We start from the raw sequence: 16,594 nt of genomic DNA on the forward strand, positions 1-16,594 counted from the left end.
GAAGCGAGGGAACGCATGGAGGAACGGTCCGCCGCGGAGCCCGACCTGGTGGACACGGTGATCGCCACTCGCGCGCTCACCAAGCGCTACCGCGGCGGACAACTCGCCGTGGACGGTCTCGATCTGACCGTCCCGGCGGGCAGCGTCTTCGGCTTCCTCGGGCCGAACGGATCGGGCAAGACCACCACCATCCGCATGCTGATGGGCCTGATCGCGCCGACCTCCGGCACGGCGCGCGTGCTGGGGCAGCCGATGCCCCGCGCCTCGCGCGCCGTGCTTGCGCAGGTGGGCGCCCTCATCGAGGGCCCCGCGCTGTACGGCTTCCTCTCCGGGCGCGACAACCTGCTGCGCTACGACGCCGCCGACCCGGCCGCCGACCCGCGCACCCGGAGCACCCGGGTCGCGACCGCCCTGGACCGGGTCGGTCTCGCGGCCGCCGCGGGCAAGAAGGCGAAGGCGTACTCCCTCGGCATGAAGCAGCGGCTCGGGCTGGCCGCCGCGCTGCTCCAGCCCCGCCGCCTGCTCGTCCTCGACGAGCCGACCAACGGTCTCGACCCGCAGGGCATGCGGGAAATCCGGTCCCTGGTACGGGAGTTGGCGTCCGACGGCACCACCGTCTTCCTCTCCTCCCATCTGCTCGACGAGATCGAGCAGGTGTGCACGCACGCGGCCGTGATGGCGCAGGGGCGGCTGATCACGCAGGGCCCGGTGGCGGACCTGGCGGCGGGTGCGCGCGGACGGCTCGTGGTGACCACTCCGGACGCCGGGGACGCGGCGCGCGTACTGAAGGAGCAGGGGCTCGCGGATCTCGTGCTGACCGAGGCCGGGGTGACGGCCGAACCGCCCGACCGTGAACTCGCCGAGGTGAACGCCGCGTTGGTCGCGGCCGGCGTCCGGGTGCGCGGCTTCGGGGTGGAACGGGCCTCTCTGGAGGACGCGTTCGTGGCGCTGACCGGGGAGGGCTTCGATGTCGCGGGCTGAGGTCCTGACCTCCGGGGCCGCCGGCGAGACCCCGCGGACGCCGAGTCCGCTGTGGGCGTTCGGACTCTTCCGCAGCGAGCTGGTCACGACGTTCCGGCGCTGGCGCACGATCGCGCTGCTGGTCGTCCTCGCCGCCGTGCCGATCCTCATCGGCGTTGCCATCAGGATCGAGACGAGCGACGGCTCGTCGGGAGGCGGTGGAGGCGGTGAAGGCCCGGCGTTCATCGCGCAGATCACCAACAACGGCCTGTTCCTGGTGTTCACGGCACTCGCCGCGACGCTCCCCTTCTTCCTGCCGATGGCGATCGGCGTCGTCGCGGGCGACGCGATCGCCGGCGAGGCGAACGCGGGCACGCTGCGCTATCTCCTGGTCGCCCCCGCGGGCCGGACCCGCCTCCTGATCACCAAGTACGCGACGACGATGACGTTCTGTCTCGTCGCCACGCTCGTGGTGGCGGCCTCGGCGCTCGCGGTGGGCGCGCTGCTGTTCCCCCTGGGTGAGCTGACGACGATCTCCGGGACCCGGATCAGCTTCGCCGAGGGACTCGGGCGGGCCCTGCTCATCGCGCTGGTCGTCGCCGCGTCACTGCTCGGCGTGGCCGCCCTCGGGCTGTTCGTCTCGACGCTGACCAACAGCGGCATCGCGGCGATGGCGACGACGGTCGGCCTCCTCATCACCGTCCAGATCCTCGACCAGATCCCCCAGCTCCACGCCCTCCAGCCGTACTTCTTCTCGCACTACTGGCTGTCCTTCGCCGACCTCATGCGGGAGCCGGTGTACTGGGACGACCTGATCCGCAATCTCGAACTCCAGGGCCTGTACGCGGCCGTGTTCGGCTCCGCGGCCTGGGCCCGGTTCACGGCGAAGGACATCACGGCCTAGGCGCGGGGGCCGGGGGTCAGCCGACCGGGACCTCGTGCTCGTACGGGAAGCGGGCGAGCGACGGCTCCTGCGCGAAGAACGTCTTCGCGCGGGCCAGCGCAGCGGAGTCCTCCAGTACGTCACCGGGCTTGCTGCCGTTGCCGAGCAGTACCCCGCCGAAGCGCATTTCCATGTACGCGGCCGAGTTGCTGAGCGTGCCGATCAGCGGGGCGGCGACCTCCTCCTCCGGGTGCGCCAGGGCCGTGACGCCCCAGAGCGTGCGCCCGGCCAGCGTCGCCTTGAAGTCGGTGTTCGGCGTGCGCAGCCAGCCCGACCAGTAGTCGAGGTAGCGCTTGGTGGACGCGGAGACCGAGTACCAGTACAGCGGCGAGGCGATCACGATGTCGGTCGCCGCGAGCGTGGCGTCGAGCAGCAGCCCCGCCGCGCCCTCCGTGGGCCGCACATGGTCGCTGTCGTGGCGCAGGTCCTCGAAGTCGGGAAGCGGGTGCTCGGCGAGGCTCAGCCAGCGCTGCTCCACATCGGTGGGCAGCTGCTCGGCGGCGCGACGGGCCAGCAGTTCGGTGTTGCCGTCGGTGCGGCTGCTGCCCAGCAGAAAGAGGAAAGAGCGGGACATGGGGCGGCCCTCCGGGTATTCGGCGTACGGTGATTACATGCGTGCGCAGTATATGCACGAGCATGTATCTGAGGGCAAGGATGCGCGGTCCCTTGCCGGGAGGGGGCGGCGCTGCCCTCGCCGGACCTCCGGCGGGCCTGGGGCGCCCGGCTCAGGGAAGTGGGGCCGGACGGGAGCGGAGACCGGCCCGGTACTCGGCGGCCGTCGCGGTGGAGAGCAGCGACGGCTCGGCGCCGCGACGGGCCACGAGCTGGAGGCCCACCGGACAGCCGTCGGGGCCGAACCCCGCGGGGATGCTCATCGCCGGGTGACCGCTCAGGTTGAACGCCCAGGTGAGAGCGGTGGAGTAGCGGTCGCCCGGACCCCCGTGGCCGTGCGGGGCGTTGGGCGTGACCGGGGTCAGCAGCAGCTCGGCCTCGGCGAAGACCTCGGCGAGCCGCCGGTCGTTCTCCTCCCGGACCGGGCGCGCCACGGCCGGATCGGCGCCCGGCGTACGCAGGGTCAGCCACGCGGGACCGGGGTCCTCCAGCCGTACGTGCCCGGGCGAGAGGCGCACGACTCCGGCGGCCACGAGCCGGCCCACCGCGCTGTACGCGACCGCCGCCACCTCCGCATCCACCTCGGCGAAGCCGAGGCCGGCGGACCACACGGCGGTGACCGGGGCCGGCCCGGAAACAGGGGTGCGGGCCTGTGGAGCGTCGCCGGACACCGCCCGCCAGTACGCCGCCGCGTCGGCCGCGGACCGGGTGAGAACACCGGCCGCCGTGAGGCCCGTACGGTCCCTCGACGGCAGCCTGCCGTTCGTGGTCTTGAGGCCGAGGACACCGCACCACGCGGCGGGGATGCGGACGGACCCCGCGCCGTCGGCGCCGGTCGCCAGCGGCACCAGCCCCGCGGCGACCGCCGCCGCCGACCCGGCCGACGAGCCGCCCGGACTCCGGTCGGCGCGCCAGGGGTTGACGGTCCGGCCGTGCGCCCCGAGCCCCCACGTCTGCCAGGCGGTCCCCGGGCCGGGCACGGACGTCGCTCCCACGGGCACGCATCCGGCCGCGACCAGCGCGTCCGCCGTACGCAGCCCATGGCGCCCCTTCACCCCGATCGGGACCCCGGCCAGCGGCAGCCACTCACCCGCGTCGACCCGGGCGTCCACCGCGCCGGCCCACCGGACCGCCTCCTCGCCCCACACCTCCGCGAACGTACTCAGAGTCGGCTCCACCTGCTCGATCCGCAGCAGGCAGGCCGCGACGACCTCGATGGCCCGGACGGAGCGGGCCCGTACGGCAGCGGCGATGTCCTCGGCCGAGTGGTTCCCGTACGCGTCCGGTTCCATGAGTGCGCGGTGCCTCCCTCGATCGGCGGCAAGGAGCGGGATATGACGAGTCGGCCCTCAACGGGCCTTGTCCGGAGCAAGAGTTCCTACAGCGGCAACCACGACGCGACCTGTGTGGAGACCGCCCGTCTCGACGTCCGCGTGGGAGTCCGCGACTCCAAGGACCGGCAGGGCCCGGTCCTGCTCTTCTCGCGCGGTGCCCGGGGAGGTTTCCTCGCCGGTGTGAAGACGGAGCGGGACACCGGCTGAGTGCCGCATCACTCGGGCCACCGCCCGCCGATTTCGTACGGTTCGGGCTGCGGCGGTGCGACGGCGGTCGCGTACGACTCGACGGTCGGCGGCTGCTTCGGGCGGTGGCTGCCGGTCTTGCAGCCGGCGAACGGACCGGCGGGGGAGCGGAGTTCGGCGAGGGTGGTCCCGAGGTGGTCCCGGTGCCACACCGCGGGGCCCGAGGCGCCGGCCGCCGTGTCCGTGTACTCCTGCCAGGCAAGCCACAGCGCGTGCAGCCGGGCGACCGCCTCCGGATGCTCCCACCAGCGCGGGCACCACGGCTGCTGCGAGGTGACCTCCCGGCCATAGACGGGGAGCAGCAAGTCGGCCACCCAGACGGCCAGTTGGTGCATCTCGGCAGCGTGTTCCGCACCCTCCAGATAGAGGATGAACGACGGGGCGGGCGGCTGCTCCGGCGGTGGTCCGCCCGGCTGGTCCGCGGGGGTGGTCATCGGGTGATCCTCTCGACGGCGCGGACGGTGATGGCGTCGACCTCGGCCCGCGCCGCGGCCGCGATGCGGTCGGCGCCCGGTTCGGCGTACCAGGGGCGCAGGGTGACCAGGGCCGGTTTGACGCCGGTGGCCAGGAGCAGCGCGGTGCCCTTGGGCAGGGCCCGGATGCGGTCGGCGGGAAGAATGCGTTCCAGACGGTACGAGGTCGACCGCGACCGTCCGTCCTTGCTCCGGGAGTGGCTGACGGTCGAGACGTCGTGCTCGCCGACGAGCCGCGAGACCTTCTCCACGAAGTCCGCGTCGTCGAGGCCGGCGCCGAGCAGCTTGACGGTGGCGGCTCCCCAGAGCGTGTCCATGCCCGCCTCGCCCCAGACCCGCGAGCCCTGCCGGTAACTCTGCAGCAGCGTCACGATGTTGATGCCGCGGGAGCCGAAGTGCGAGTACAGGTCCGGGAGATCGGAGATCCGGCAGACGTTTGCGGCCTCGTCCAGCACGGCCGTCATCGGCGGATCCAGCCGCCCGCCCATGCGCTCGGCGGCGACCACTCCCGCGCGCAGCACGGAGTCCGCGACCGCCGCGACGACACCGGCGGCCGAGCCGCCCCCGTCCTTCGACAGCAGATACAGGGTGTCCCGCGACAGGACGTGCTGCTCGGGCCGGAACTGCGGGAGGCCGGGGTCGGGGCTGACCCAGGCCGCGATCTGCGGATCGAGCAGACACGCCACACACTGCCGGGCCGTCTCGTAGATGCCGTCCCGGGTCTCCACGGCGCCCTGCACGGTCCCCTGGAGCTGGTCGGCGAGCGCCGTCATGCCCGCGTCCCGCAGCAGGTCGACGGGGGTGCGGTCGGCCGGGTCGGCCAGCCAGGTGAGCACCTCGTTCACCGGGCGTCCGCCGCGGCCGGCCGCGTGGAACAGCGCGGTGAGGGTGTTCTGCGCGGCCGAGATCCAGAAGTCCCGTTTCGAGGCGTCGTCGTTGATCGCCCCGACGAAGTGCCCGGCCAGACGACGGGCGCCCTCGATGGTGGCGGCGTCCGCGAGCATGTCCCACCACAGGGTGCGGGGGGTGTGGGCGATGCCCTGCGGGTCGAACGTCCAGACGCGGCCCATGCGTTCGCGTTCGGCGCGGGTGACGCTGTAGACGTCGGCCTTGTTGGACGTCAGCAGGACGCTCCCGCGAGCGCGCAGGACGCGCGGGACGGCGATTCCGGTCGACTTGCCGGCCCGCGGGGCCATCAGGTCCAGCTCCACGTCCTCGTAACTCGACCTGAGTTCGGGGCCGTTGGGGGCGAGGTCGCCGATCAGGTTGCCGGTGTCGTCCGGGTCGAGCCGCCGTCCCGACTTCGCGAGGGAGGGGCGGAGCCGGCGGGCCCGCGCGGCGGCGCCCTTCGGGAGCATGGGCGCCAGCTCCTTGCGGCCGGCCAGACCGCGGGGGCCCGCGAATCGGCGCCGGGCGAACGTCACGAGGGTGACGACCGCGGCGACGACCGTGCCGAACACGGCCGCCATGCCGGCGGCGAGCGCGCCGCTGTCCGTCGTCGGCCACAGCGGGGCCGGGCCCTCCTTCACGAGGGTGGACAGGGTGGAGAGCGCGAACGGTGGCGGGTGCCAGCCGCCGCCGGTGGCGGCCGCGGCCAGGGTCCCGCCGAGCCAGGCCCCGAAGAACAGGGTCCCGATGAGGAGGGCTCCCCCCGGGATGATCCAGGGGAGGAGATCGTCCCCGCCGCCGTGGTGTGTCCTACGTGTGCTGCTCATCCGTGGTCCCCCGTCCGAGGGCTCTCGCCCCCGCCGCCCCTGCCCGTGCCGTACCTGGGGGCGCCGGTCCCGGACCCCCGTGTCGCGCTCGTCCTCACCGGCCGGACGGGCTGAAACCCTTGTCGAGGCTCGGCCCCTCCGCCTCCGACCAGCGCGTGTTCGTGTTGTGCAGTGCTCGCTCGGTGTCCGTGATGGACACCTTGATCGGGATGCCGGGCCGGCCGCCCACCTTGATCAGGAAGCGGCCGCGGCCGGGCGGCTCCTCGTTGCCGCCGGTGTTGGCCCAGCCGGGCGGCGAGGACCAGGACGAGACCAGCTCGATCTCCCGCTCCGACATGCCGACGATCTCGCCGAGCTCCTTCATCTCCGTACGGGGAAGTCCGGCGCAGACGACCATCCCGGCCCGCTCCACGAAGCCGCGTGCCTTCGCGCGGTCGGCCTCGCTGCCGAGCGCCTCGGCGTCCTTCAGGGTGTGCGTGATCTTCGCGTCGCCGAGACCGAGGGAGCGGTTCAGCCGCGTCAGCGCGTCGATGCGCTCGACGATGCCGGAGGCGGCCCGCAGGGGACGCCACAGTTCGTCGAGGACGGTGAAGAACCAGCGCTGCGGGGCGAGTCCGGCATCCGCGAGGGCATGCGCGGCGGCCACCGTGCCGAGCCCGTCGGACCAGGCGGCGAGCATCGCGGCGGCGGTCAGCTGGGTGTCCGCCTCGCCGATCCGGGAGATGTCCACGCAGACCGCCGGCGAGGCCGGGTCGATCCGGGTCGACGTCTCGGTGGCGAAGGTGTCGCCCAGCGGCCCGTCCAGCACGCCCAGCAGGGAGCGGTGGAGCGGATCGACCGCCTCCTGATAACGCGCCACGTTGCCGCGGTCCAGAGTGACGGCGCGGACCCGGTCCGGGCCCTCGTCCAGCACCTTCAGCAGATCCGGCAGAAGCGGCGGCCGCCCGGGCCGGGTCCGCTCGGCGAGGTGGTGCAGACAGGCGGACAGCACCGACTGTTCGTGGTCGTCCATCGGACGGCCGCGCACGATGGTGATGAGCGCGGCGACCATGTTCAGCACCCGGCCGTGGGCCTCAGCGGCCAGCACCCGCCCGCGTTCGCCTCCGATCCGCAGCGCGGCCTCGCCCATCGCGCCCGGGTCGAGGACGTTGATGCCGCCGACGCCCCGGCCGATCGAGATCACCTGACCGCCCAACGCCCGTACCGTGTCGGCGTAGTCGGGCTTCAGGTCGCCGAGGACCAGCGGGGTGATGCCCGTCGCCGCCATGCCGATGAGCATGCGGTTGACCAGCGTCGACTTGCCCAGGCCCGGCATGCCGAGCATGAACAGCGACGGGTTGGAGATGTAACGGGCCCTGGTGAACCAGGAGATGGGGTCGCCGCACACGGTCGCCCCGGTGTGCAGATGCTGCCCGAGCGGGACCCCGGTCATGGGCGCCCCCGAGCCCGCCGCGAACGGCCAGAGACCGCACGCCTGGACGGTGGTGGCCCGCCACATCGCGGGCGGGTCGACATGACCGACCTGCCCACCGCCGGGGCCGTACCAGCCGCGCGGCGGGGTCGTCGCCTGTCGTGTGACGGACTGCCTGCTCACAATGCCTCCCGGAGCTGGTACGGAACGAGGGTGTGCTCCCAGGGCAGCAGCCCGACCGGGAGCGTGCAGGTGAAGGCCGAGGCCTGCATCCGGTCGGCCGGGCGCATCAGGACGCGGGACGCCGCCTGGAGATTGCGCACGGTGATGGCCGCGTCCTGCAACTGCTCGGTGTCGTCGACGGTGACCGTCACCATCAGCGAGAACTCCACGAGCCCGGCACCGGCCGCCTCCTCCGCCGCGGTCTGCTCGGCGGCCTGCATCTCGGAACTGGCCCGCGCCTGTACGAGCCCCCGGCGCGAGCCCGCCATGAAGTGGGCCGAGCGGCGGTCGGACTCGACGATGCGGGCGGAGGTCGCCGGGTCGATCGGGCGGTAGACGAGGGAGACCCGCTTGCGGCGGGTGCCGGGCGCGGGCTCCAGGAGACCGCGCAGCACACTCGACCGCACGGTGCCGCGCGGCGCGAGCGTCAGCATCCACGTCCGCGAGATCCCCGAGTCGTGCTGGTACGCCGAGACCGTCTCGACCGCGGCAGCGGGGCCCGCGTCAGCCCAGTCCAGGCCGGTGGTGGCGTGCTCGGCGCGGGCGGTGAGCACGTCCGGTGCGATGGCGGGGTCGTACGCCACCCGGACGATCTCCGCGAGCCGCTCCGCCGCCAGCGGATAGGCCGAGCCGCCACCCGCCGCGACCAGGCCCGCCAGCAGCCCGGGCAGCCGCATCGAGAGGTCGGTCACCACATCGTCGATGTCCCGCTTGGGGCCGCCCGTCGGGCCGTACGTCAGGGCGATGTAGGTGTGCATCTCCGAGGACGCCGACGGGTAGCGCCGTACGACCTCCTCCATCACCGCGCGGGCCGCGGGCGGCGCGTCCGGCGCGATCCGCGGCAGCACCTCGGCCGCGAGCCGGGTCCCGGTGTCCGGAGCGGTCTCGACGACGACCTGGGCGCCGCGCAGTCCCGGCTCGTGCGAGAGCCGGGCCAGCCAGTCGCCCCAGGACGCCACCCAGATGTCGATCTGTCCGGGGTCGACCAGCGAACCGCCGTCCGGTTCACAGGCCAGGACGACGGTGTACAGACCGCGGCCGGGGTGGTGGAGCACGCCGAACGGCCGGTTGTAGGCGTCCCGGCCCTCGTGCATCCGGGTGCGGGCGAGCAGCCCGGGCGGGTGGAAGCGGCCGCCGGGGCGCTTGGACAGCGGGCCGGAGACATAGGTGTGCGAGCCGTTCGCCCGGCGCCTCATCCAGCCGATCCGGACCGCGAGGACCTGGTAGACGTTGCGGCCGTCGACGGTGCGCAGCGCCAGCGGGGCGAGGAACAGACCGACCGGCACCAGCACGGCGATCGCGGCCGGCAGCGAGACCAGCGAGGCGAGCAGCGCCACCAGGAGTCCGCCGAAGGCGACGACCGTACCGAGCAGACCCAGCGGGCCGAGTCCGGGACGGCGGGGTCTGCGCCAGTTCCCGTAGGTGGGACGCGTCAGGGCGTCGGTGGACATGGGTCTCCTTCTTCCGGGCGACTGAAGCGGGCGGGAGCCGGGCCCCGGGGGCGCCGTGCGCACGGCACCCCCGAGGCTGTCGGCCTACTGGTTGTGGCCCTTCATGCCGTCGTTGTCGTCGAGCGAGTGGGCGACTTCCGAAGCGGCCGCGACACCCGTCTGTACGGCGACCGCGGCGGCCTGCACCGCGAGGGCCGCGCCGCCGGTGGCCGCGCCCGCGGCGGCGGCACCGCCCGCCGCGCCCGCGCCACCCGCACCGGCTCCACCACCGGCGCCGCCCGCGCTGCCGCCCGCCGAGGTTCCGGCGCCCGAGGACGGCGAGCCCTGCGGACCGGCCGAACTGCCGCCGCCCCCGGCACCGCCCGCGGCGATGCTGACGGCGCCGCTGGCCATGTTGTTGACGGCGTTGAGGGTGACCGTGCCGCCGGACGTGGAGCCCAGCGCGGCGGTGGCCGGCACGATCAGCTTGAGCAGGGCGGGCAGCGCGAAGACCGACAGGATCAACATGCCCATGCCCGCGATGGTGGTGTTGAGGTCGGCGCTGCCGTTCACGCCGTCCCCCTTGGTGCTCCGGGTCATCGTCGTCGCCGCGTAGATGATCAGCGCCGCCGCCGGTTTGTAGAGCAGCCAGGCCGTGAGCCAGCCGATGTGCTTCTTCCACCAGCCCTCGCCCCACCCGGTCATCGAGGAGACGGCGGCCAGCGGCAGGGTGCCGACGAGTGTGATCAGCACCCCGATGCGGATGTACATGAGACAGATCTGCACGAAGCTCGACAGCATCACCAGCAGCCCGAAGATGAGGACGAGTCCCGGGTACTGAAGCGTCATCACGCCGAGGATCGTGTCCGCCGTCTCGCCGAGGTCGGACTTCGCGTACACCTCCTGTGCGTACGCGTCCGACGCGGCGGTGAGTTTGGTGACGACCGCGACACCGATCCCGCCGACCAGAAGGACCTTCCACATGCCGTTGAACGCCTGGCGCATGGACTGGCCCTTGCGGTCGACGGCCATCCGGATCGCGGCGAAGAGCAACGAGGCCACGGCCACATAACCGACCAGCCAGTTGAGCTCGTTGACGATCCTGTTCATGGGCGTCTCGGCGTCGTTCGCCTCGACGTTCATCCACACGCCGTTGAGCGCCTTGAGGACCTGGGACGCGGCCTCGCCGATCGCCTTGGCGAAGGTCTCGACCGCGCCGTTGGCCAGGGCCTCGCCGGTCTCGCCGAGGCCCCACTTCAGACCCTCGCCGACACAGTCGTAGACCTTCCAGGTGCACGACATGTCAGGCCTCCCAGGCGACGAAGCCGTCGGTGCCGGTCACCTTCGCCATGCCGGCGTAGATCGTGCCGTCCGGGTCCGGCGCCAGCTTCCAGTCGCCGCCGTGCCACTTCACGGTCACCGACGTGGTGGCGTAACTGGTGTTCGGCCCGCGCAGCAGGAACATCAGCGTCACCGCCTTCTTGTCGTACGACAGCACCGAGAACCCGGCGTAGCCGCCGGCGTCCGGCTTGCCCGAGGTCGGCTTGTCCTCCTGCTGCGAGCGGCTCGCGACCAGTGCGTCACGTCCCGCGCCCGGCACCACCTGCCGCTCGACCACCTCCCGCCAGCCCGGATAACTCAGGTGGTCGGTGATGGCGTGGGCCGCGAGGACGGCGCCCATCGGGGTGTGCGCGAAGCACGACCAGACGGGACCGTCGTACGTCCGCGGCCCGGCGGACCGGGACACCGGCACGAGACCGGTGCCGTCGGCCTTCCAGGTGAAGTCCTTGGGGGCCTTGGTGGGCTTCGCCTGGTCGCCGTCGTCGGTACGGCAGCCGGCCGGCCGTCCCGCCGCGCCCCCCTTCCTGCCGTCACCGGCGCCCTTCCCGTCGTCCGATGCGGCGGTGGGTGAAGGGGTGGGCCCGGAGGCCGCGCCGGCGGGTCCGTCGTCATCGCCGCCCACCAGGGCGAAGCCCGCGATGACGAGCAGCACCAGCACGAACCCGGCCGACACGAGCCAGCCCCGCTGATGCCAGTACGGCTGCTCCCACTCTCCGCTGCTCCCTCGGGACCGGCCGGAGTTCAGCATGGTGCGCTCCTGTTCGCTCGCTCGGTCGCTGGGGCTGGATCAGGCGAAGACGAAGGTCACGACCGGGCCCGCGGTGGCGACCAGGACGCAGCCGCCGAGGACCATGCCGAGCCGGCCCATGTGCTCCGAGCCCTCGCCGCGGCGCATGGAGATCGCCATCATGGCGCCGGTGATCAGCACCCCGGCGACGCCCGCCGCGGTGCCGGCCCAGGCGAGGATGCCGAGCACCGTGTCGACCTTGGCGGTCAGCTGACCCGGCGCGTTCCGGTTGGGGTCGGGGACCTTGCCGTCCGCCAGCAGGACGTAGTGATGGGCCTTGGCCGCTATCGCGTTGAACATGGCTCTCCCCGTTTTTGGTGTCTTCGGTCGGCTGCCATGCCGACAACTCACATGCCGTGATGGGTGATTGGGAGGTGGGCCGGATGTGGCGCCCGAGTTCCCGGTAGCGATGTGAGCTTGGCGACCGGGACGGGTTCAGGCCAAGCGATGTAGTGATCCAGCACCTGTCGGTGACGTGTCCGTGACAGACGGGAAGATCTCGTCACGTCGGAACGGTGTCAGAGCCGGCTCATGACAACGGAGGGCGATCAGAGCCAGGGCATGAGGAAGGAGACGATCGGTCCCGCCGTCGCGCCGATCACGCACGCGCCCATCACCATCAGGAACTGGCTCATGTGCTCCTCGCCGTCACCTGTCTTCACGGCGAGCGCCATCCGCGACCCCACGATCAGCAGCCCCGCCACCCCGGCACAGCTGACCAGCCAGGCGAGCCAGCCGAGGATCTCGTTGAGCGGTCCGGTGACGGCACCGCTCGGCCCGTCGGTGATGCCGGGCCCCGCGGCGAGCGGCGTGCCCAGCGCGGTGTGCACCGTGTCCAGCAGACTCATCGGGTACCCCTTCTCCCGGGCGGCGGGACCGACGCCCCGGTCAGCCGGGCCAGTTGGTCGCACTCGCGCGGCGGCGGTCCGTCGAGCTCGCCCACGCGCCACGCGGGCACCCACGGCACCAGATAGACGTCGATCACCGAGCCGATCACCTTGATCCGCTGGGCGAGTTGACGCGGCAGCCGTCCCGGCGCGTCCGCGACCAGGACGATGGCGTCGAGGTCGAGTCCCGGCGGCGCGTCACCCCGCCGGAAGATGTCGAGGGTGTGCGAGACGGCCTCCAGACCCGCCGCGTGCGTACGGCCCACCAAAAGCACCGAACCCGGCTCGCCCTGCTCGGGCCGGGGCCAGTTGCGGCCCGCGTCGTGCCCGCCGAAGACGGCGGCGAGCGTGCTGGCCCCCGCGCCGCCGTGCGTGGCCACCCAGGCGAACCGCCGTGCGGTGACGGCGCCCTGGGCCGGCTGCGGCGGTTGTTGCTGCGGGCCGGGCCCGGCGACCGGACCGCGTATCCACACCTCGGGCCCTCGTGGCCCCTGCCCTGCGATCCCCTGCATCGCCACTCTCCTCCGTCGTCGTGCATCGATCTTCCCGGCGCCCGGACTGACCCGGTAACGGGGCGTGAGTTCCTGGGACGAGCCTGTGACGCCACGGTGACCCAGGAAACGGGTGCGAGCCGGGAGACTCAACTCCGCCGACGTGAGGCGATCTTGGGCGTGCACGTGACCGGAACGCGAAGTACACGTACACGACCGGATCCTGAGGCTGGGGGGGGAGCCGATGTCCAACGGGGGCGGAAGCACCATGACCTGGGTGGTCGGCGGCTGTCTGGCCGCGGTGATCATGCCGGTCGTGATGATGGTCGCGGTGAGCGGCCCGCCGAGCGAGGCGGCCACACCGTCGGGAGGGGGAGGCGGGCTGAAGGACGGCACCGTGCCGCAGCAGTACGTGCCCTGGGTGCTCAAGGCGGGCGCCCTCTGCGAGGTCATCAAGCCGGCCGTCATCGCCGCGCAGATCGAGGCCGAGTCCGGCTGGAACCCGAATGCCCGGTCCCCGGTCGGCGCCGAGGGGCTGTCCCAGTTCATGCCGGGCACCTGGCAGACCTGGGGGCAGGACGACGACGGCAACGGCCGAATATCACCGTACGACCCCGGAGACGCGATCATGGCGCAGGGCCGTTACGACTGTGCGCTCGCCCGGCAGGTCGAGGGGTACAAGAGCCGGGGCGAGGCGACCGGCGAGACCCTCGACCTCGCGCTCGCGGCGTACAACGCGGGGCCGGGAGCGGTCCACCAGTACGGCGGCATGCCGCCGTACACCGAGACCCGCAACTACGTGGCCCGCATCAAGTCACTGATCGCCAAGTACGAGTCGGTGGACGACGGGCCCGGAACCCTTCCGCCGGGGCAGCGGATGGCGATGCCGATCGCCGGCAACCCGCCCGTCACCTCGCCGTACGGCATGCGCATGCATCCGATCCTGCATGTCTACAAGCTGCACACGGGCATCGATTTCGGCGCCGCGGCCGGTACGCCGTTCCGGGCGGCCCGGGACGGTACGGTCACTTCGGCGGGCTGGGCCAACGGTTACGGCAACCGGGTGGTGATCTCGCACGGCACCATCGGCGGCGACGAGATCTCGACGACCTACAACCACATGTCCGCCATCAGCGTCCATGTCGGTCAGAAGGTGACAGTCGGCCAGCAGGTGGGCGAGGTGGGATCCACCGGTTATTCGACCGGCCCGCACGCGCACTTCGAGGTCGTGCAGAACGGAAAGTACGTGGATCCGGCGCCCTGGCTGGGGCTGAAGTGAGGGTGAGGAGGGAGGGGCCGATGTCTGGACGTACGAAGGCGCGGAGGTTCGCGCCGGCGGCCGTGGCCGTCACGGCCGCAGTCGCCGTACTGACGGGATGCGGACTGCGGGACCACCGGCAGGTGGGCGCGGCCGGTCCGTCCGCGACCGCTTCCGCCGATCCCTCGGTCGCACCGAAGGCGCCCCTGCCGTCCGGCAGGCCGCTGGGCGCGGACGCGCGGGTGCCCAGTCCGTCGGCGGTGGACCCGGCCGACGCGACCGAGGTCTCCCGCGCCTGGGCGAGGACCGCCTACGGCTACGACACGAAGTACGACACCGGCCCGCACGACGCGATGCTGCGCTCGGCGCGCTGGTGCACGGCGAAGAAGGCCGCCGCCGAGCGGGCGTACCGCCCCGCGGCCGGAGCGGGCAACGACTGGAACACCTGGGCGGACCACCAGGCGTGGACGACGGTCGAGCTGACGGCGGACGACGACGGCGACGCGCCCTCCGACACCCGCACGCTGGCCTACCGCGCCCTCTTCGTCGAGGGCACCGCCCACGGCCGCGACGGCTGGACGGGCACCGGCCCGCGGGCCGACGTCTTTTTGAAACTGGTGCGTTCGGGTACGGGCAAGCCGTGGCGTGTGGCGGAGGTGACGTCGGTGGAGGCAGCGGTCCCGCCGTCCGCGCCGGCTTCCTCGTCGTCCCCCGCCGCCCTTTCCGCCCTGTCCTCCTCCACTGACCGACCCGAGTGAGGGAACGGATGTCTCGACTCAGCCGCGAACAGAAGCGGGAACTCAAGCGGGAGCAGCAGGCGGCTTCGGCGCGGGCGCAGGCGCGGGCCCAGGAGGCGGGGGCGGGGTCCGGGGTGACCCCGATCGACGTCCATGTGCCGGTTTCGGCGGGTGACGCGGGGGCGGGCGCGGGCGCCTCGACCGGGGCGGGGCCTGGTGGCGCCGGGGCCCTGGCCGGATCGGGGCCGGGCGCTTCCGCGGCCTTGGCCGGGTCGTCCGGGCCGGGAGCTTCCGGCGCCTTGGCCGGCGCGGGCCCGGGGGCTTCCGGGGCCACGGTCGGCGGGATGCCGGTCGTCGCGGGGCCCGGCGAGGTGATCCAGGACGCCGTCCTGAACTACCTCCACCGCCTCGCCCTGGCCACCGGCCACCCCGTCCTCGCCACGATCCACGACGAGACCATCGGCTACACCGTCCCCCTCCAGATGTACGTCGACGGCTCCAGCGAGTACGCGGGCACGCCGGTCCCCTTGGGCGCACCGGCGGGCGCCGCGCCGGAGGGTGTGCCGTCGGCCGGCCGACCGCACCTGAGCCCGGGGCCGGTGCCCCCGACGGAGGCGCCGGTCGGCACGCCACCTGCGCCGGGGGTCACGCCTGCGGTGGGCCCTGCGCCGGGCGTCACGCCTGCGGCGAGTCAGGGTCCCGTGAGTGCCGGGCCGGCCAGTGCCGGGTCTGCAGACGCAGGGTCTGCGAGTGCCGGAACTGCGCCTGCGCCTACTCCTGCTCCTGCTCCTTCGCGTGGGGACGCGCGCGGTGCCGGGCCGGACGTCGTGCCGGCGCCGTGCGTTGTTCCTCCCCTGCCGCCGTCGCCGCCGAGCACGGCGCCCGCGCCGGCCGTCGCCTCCGCGCCCAGCGACGCGACGCCGGCCCCACGCCGGGACAAGTCGACCCACGTGCTGCGCGCGGTCCCGGAGCCGACGCAGGCCGCACCCGCAGCGGACGTCTCGGCAGCGGGCGCACCGGACCTCGCGGCAGCGTCCGCGCCGGACACTCCGGCGTCGGGCACACCAGCCGTTCCGCATCCGCCGGTTGCCCCGGCAGCGGACGCTCCTGCCCAGCGCACGTCGGTTCCGCCCGTGAGCGGGACCAGCACCCCGACGTTCCCCCTTCGAGCCGTACCGGAACCGACGTCGGCGCCCGCGCCGGAGCCGCATTCGGCGCCGGCCGAGAAGGAGGAGTCGGTGCCGGTCGGCGGCACCGTCGCCACGTACGTCCTACGAGCGGTTCCGGAGTCGGCGGCGGGTGCCGTCCGGCCGGTGACCGCCACGCCCGGTCTCGCGCAGACGCTGCCGGGCCTCCCGGTGCCGGCCCCGGCCGATGCGCCCGAGCCGTCGCCGTCCGACGTGGTCCCGGAGTCGGCCGAGGCGTCGACCCCGGCGCCCGGTACGGTCGCGGCGCCGACGGGGGAGTTCGGTCCGGTCACCCCGGTCCCGGCTGATGTGCCGGAGCCGTCGCCGTCCGACGCGGTTCCCGAGCCGGCCGAGGTGTCGGCTCCGGAGACTGGCGCTGCTCCCAAGGGCGAGTTCGGTCCGTTCGCCCCGGCCCCCGCTGATGCGCCCGAGCCGTCGCCGTCCGACGTGGTCCCGGAGTCGGCTGAGGCGTCGACCCCGGCGCCCGGTACGGTCGCGGCGCCGACGGGGGAGTTCGGTCCGGTCACCCCGGTCCCGGCTGATGTGCCGGAGCCGTCGCC

General features: G+C 73.3%; 17 protein-coding genes. 6 read left to right on the plus strand and 11 right to left on the minus strand.

All coding sequences use genetic code 11. The annotated features are described in order from the left end of the window. Positions 1-15 precede the first annotated feature (15 nt). Entirely contained in the window at positions 16-981 is a 966-nt protein-coding gene (locus ACFWM2_RS22050; RefSeq protein ID WP_383282388.1) for an ABC transporter ATP-binding protein, read from the plus strand. After that, entirely contained in the window at positions 968-1,864 is an 897-nt protein-coding gene (locus ACFWM2_RS22055) for an ABC transporter permease (RefSeq protein ID WP_383282391.1), read from the plus strand. The genes ACFWM2_RS22050 and ACFWM2_RS22055 overlap by 14 nt, the downstream gene beginning before the upstream one ends. A gap of 16 nt (positions 1,865-1,880) precedes the next feature. On the opposite strand, the gene ACFWM2_RS22060 is transcribed toward ACFWM2_RS22055, so the two are convergent. Both ACFWM2_RS22060 and ACFWM2_RS22065 read right to left on the minus strand, forming a co-directional pair. After that, positions 1,881-2,477 (minus strand): flavodoxin family protein, encoded by a 597-nt coding sequence (locus ACFWM2_RS22060; protein WP_383282394.1) that lies wholly within the window; start codon positions 2,475-2,477, stop codon positions 1,881-1,883. Positions 2,478-2,628: 151 nt separating this feature from the next. Next, complete coding sequence (locus ACFWM2_RS22065; protein WP_383282397.1) at positions 2,629-3,807, minus strand: amidase; 1,179 nt, start codon at positions 3,805-3,807, stop codon at positions 2,629-2,631. A 42-nt stretch (positions 3,808-3,849) separates the two neighbouring features. Here ACFWM2_RS22065 and ACFWM2_RS22070 point away from each other — a divergent pair, with 42 nt between their 5' ends. Continuing rightward, positions 3,850-4,056: a DUF397 domain-containing protein gene (locus ACFWM2_RS22070; protein WP_383282400.1), complete on the plus strand. Its 207-nt coding sequence runs from the start codon at positions 3,850-3,852 to the stop codon at positions 4,054-4,056. Positions 4,057-4,064: 8 nt separating this feature from the next. On the opposite strand, the gene ACFWM2_RS22075 is transcribed toward ACFWM2_RS22070, so the two are convergent. From ACFWM2_RS22075 to ACFWM2_RS22115, 9 genes are all read right to left on the minus strand, one after another. Continuing rightward, on the minus strand, positions 4,065-4,529 hold the full coding sequence (locus tag ACFWM2_RS22075) for a DUF4913 domain-containing protein (protein ID WP_383282403.1): 465 nt from the start codon (positions 4,527-4,529) through the stop codon (positions 4,065-4,067). Beyond that, positions 4,526-6,283, minus strand: a complete 1,758-nt coding sequence (locus tag ACFWM2_RS22080) for a type IV secretory system conjugative DNA transfer family protein (protein WP_383282406.1) — start codon at positions 6,281-6,283, stop codon at positions 4,526-4,528. The genes ACFWM2_RS22075 and ACFWM2_RS22080 overlap by 4 nt, the downstream gene beginning before the upstream one ends. Positions 6,284-6,377: 94 nt before the next feature. After that, positions 6,378-7,877 carry an ATP/GTP-binding protein gene (locus tag ACFWM2_RS22085; RefSeq protein ID WP_383282408.1) on the minus strand — a complete coding sequence of 500 codons (1,500 nt, stop codon included), beginning with the start codon at positions 7,875-7,877 and terminating at the stop codon, positions 6,378-6,380. Further along, positions 7,874-9,367, minus strand: coding sequence for an SCO6880 family protein (locus ACFWM2_RS22090; protein ID WP_383282411.1), 1,494 nt, complete (start codon positions 9,365-9,367; stop codon positions 7,874-7,876). Before ACFWM2_RS22090 ends, ACFWM2_RS22085 begins: the two co-directional genes overlap by 4 nt. 84 nt (positions 9,368-9,451) lie before the next feature. Further along, positions 9,452-10,648, minus strand: coding sequence for a hypothetical protein (locus ACFWM2_RS22095; protein ID WP_383282414.1), 1,197 nt, complete (start codon positions 10,646-10,648; stop codon positions 9,452-9,454). A gap of 1 nt (position 10,649) precedes the next feature. Continuing rightward, on the minus strand, positions 10,650-11,435 hold the full coding sequence (locus tag ACFWM2_RS22100; RefSeq protein ID WP_383282417.1) for a hypothetical protein: 786 nt from the start codon (positions 11,433-11,435) through the stop codon (positions 10,650-10,652). A gap of 39 nt (positions 11,436-11,474) precedes the next feature. Next, a complete protein-coding gene (locus ACFWM2_RS22105; protein WP_383282420.1) occupies positions 11,475-11,774 on the minus strand; it encodes a hypothetical protein in 300 nt (99 codons plus the stop codon). A gap of 248 nt (positions 11,775-12,022) precedes the next feature. Next, positions 12,023-12,322, minus strand: a complete 300-nt coding sequence (locus ACFWM2_RS22110) for a hypothetical protein (RefSeq protein WP_383282422.1) — start codon at positions 12,320-12,322, stop codon at positions 12,023-12,025. After that, a complete protein-coding gene (locus ACFWM2_RS22115) occupies positions 12,319-12,873 on the minus strand; it encodes a DUF6668 family protein (RefSeq protein WP_383282425.1) in 555 nt (184 codons plus the stop codon). The genes ACFWM2_RS22110 and ACFWM2_RS22115 overlap by 4 nt, the downstream gene beginning before the upstream one ends. A gap of 247 nt (positions 12,874-13,120) precedes the next feature. Here ACFWM2_RS22115 and ACFWM2_RS22120 point away from each other — a divergent pair, with 247 nt between their 5' ends. The 3 genes from ACFWM2_RS22120 to ACFWM2_RS22130 all read left to right on the plus strand — a co-directional run. Continuing rightward, on the plus strand, positions 13,121-14,131 hold the full coding sequence (locus ACFWM2_RS22120; protein WP_383282428.1) for a peptidoglycan DD-metalloendopeptidase family protein: 1,011 nt from the start codon (positions 13,121-13,123) through the stop codon (positions 14,129-14,131). 20 nt (positions 14,132-14,151) lie between these two features. Then, complete coding sequence (locus tag ACFWM2_RS22125; RefSeq protein WP_383282431.1) at positions 14,152-14,868, plus strand: hypothetical protein; 717 nt, start codon at positions 14,152-14,154, stop codon at positions 14,866-14,868. Positions 14,869-14,876: 8 nt separating this feature from the next. Continuing rightward, a partial coding sequence (locus tag ACFWM2_RS22130) for a hypothetical protein (RefSeq protein WP_383282434.1) occupies positions 14,877-16,594 on the plus strand: 1,718 nt, incomplete at its 3' end.

It is taken from the genome of Streptomyces sp. NPDC058371, from assembly GCF_042723265.1.
GTDB lineage: Bacteria > Actinomycetota > Actinomycetes > Streptomycetales > Streptomycetaceae > Streptomyces.